Origin of the sequence: Nonomuraea sp. NPDC048916, from assembly GCF_040649575.1 — a bacterium.
In the GTDB taxonomy this organism is placed as follows: Bacteria; Actinomycetota; Actinomycetes; order Streptosporangiales; family Streptosporangiaceae; genus Nonomuraea.
In genome coordinates this window covers 1-1,375 of record NZ_JBEZFS010000117.1, presented here as the reverse complement: position 1 = coordinate 1,375, position 1,375 = coordinate 1, and the positions used below count along the sequence as shown (strand labels likewise).

Below are 1,375 nucleotides of genomic sequence, written 5' to 3'. Positions count from 1 at the left end.
CGGGAGTGTCTAATGAACGGCGGATCTGCTGATCAAGGAGAGACGCCAAGTGAGCGAGACGACGATCGAGCGCGAGTCCGTGGAGGAGCCGGTCGGCGAGGCCACGTCGGACGGGCAGTTGATCGCCATGCTGGTCGACCGGGCCCGGAGCGAGGGCCTGCAGCTGACCGGTGAGGGCGGGCTGTTGCAGCAGCTGACCAAGCGGGTGCTGGAGTCGGCCCTGGAGGGCGAGATCACCGATCACCTCGGCTATGACAAGCACGAGGCGGCGGGGAAGAACAGCGGCAACAGCCGTAACGGCACCCGTGCCAAGACCGTGCTCACGGACGTCGGTCCGGTCGAGGTGAAGGTGCCCCGCGACGTGGCCGGCACCTTCGAGCCGCAGATCGTCAAGAAGCGGCAGCGCAGGCTGGCCGACGTGGACGAGATGGTCCTGTCCCTGTCGGCGAAGGGGCTGACGCATGGGGAGATCTCCGCGCACCTGGCCGAGGTCTATGGGGCGGAGGTGTCGAAGCAGACCATTTCCACGATCACCGACAAGGTGATGGACGGCATGGCCGAATGGCAGAACCGTCCTGTCGACCGTGTGTACCCGGTCCTGTTCGTGGACGCCATCAACGTCAAGATCCGGGATGGGCAGGTGGCGAACCGGCCCGTCTACGTCGTGATGGCCGTGACCGTGGACGGCACCCGCGACATCCTCGGCATCTGGGCCGGCGACGGCGGTGAGGGCGCCAAGTACTGGCTGCACGTGTTCACCGAGTTGAAGAACCGCGGCCTGGAGGACGTGCTGATGCTGGTCTGCGACGGTCTGAAGGGCCTGCCCGACGCGGTCGAAGCGGTCTGGCCTCGCACGATTGTTCAGACCTGTGTGGTTCACCTCCTGCGCAACAGCTTTCGTTACGCGGCCCGCCAGGACTGGGACAAGATCGCCAAGGCGCTCAAGCCCGTCTACACCGCCCCCAGCGAGGACGCCGCGATGGAACGGTTCCTGGAGTTCCAAGAAGCCTGGGGAAAGAAGTACCCGGCGATCGTGAAGCTGTGGTCGGACGCCTGGGCCGAGTTCGTCCCCTTCCTCTCCTTCGACGTTGAGATCCGCAAGGTCATCTGCTCGACCAACGCGATCGAGAGCGTCAACGCCCGCATCCGAAAGGCCGTCCGCGCCCGCGGGCACTTCCCCAACGAGGCCGCCGCCCTGAAGTGCATCTACATGGCACTGATGAGCCTCGACCCGACCGGCAAGGGCCGCAAGAGGTGGACCATGCGCTGGAAGGCACCACTGAACGCCTTCCAGATCGCCTTCGAGGGCCGCCTCACCCCGGCCAACAGCTGACCACTCAACAACCAAGATCAGCCGTTAAGTTGACACACCCGG

1 protein-coding gene is annotated in these 1,375 nt (G+C 65.4%); it reads left to right on the top strand.

The features are described 5' to 3' along the window. Positions 1-127 precede the first annotated feature (127 nt). Complete coding sequence (locus tag AB0C16_RS40005) at positions 128-1,333, top strand: IS256 family transposase (protein ID WP_357691361.1); 1,206 nt, start codon at positions 128-130, stop codon at positions 1,331-1,333. The last annotated feature ends 42 nt before the right edge of the window (positions 1,334-1,375 follow it).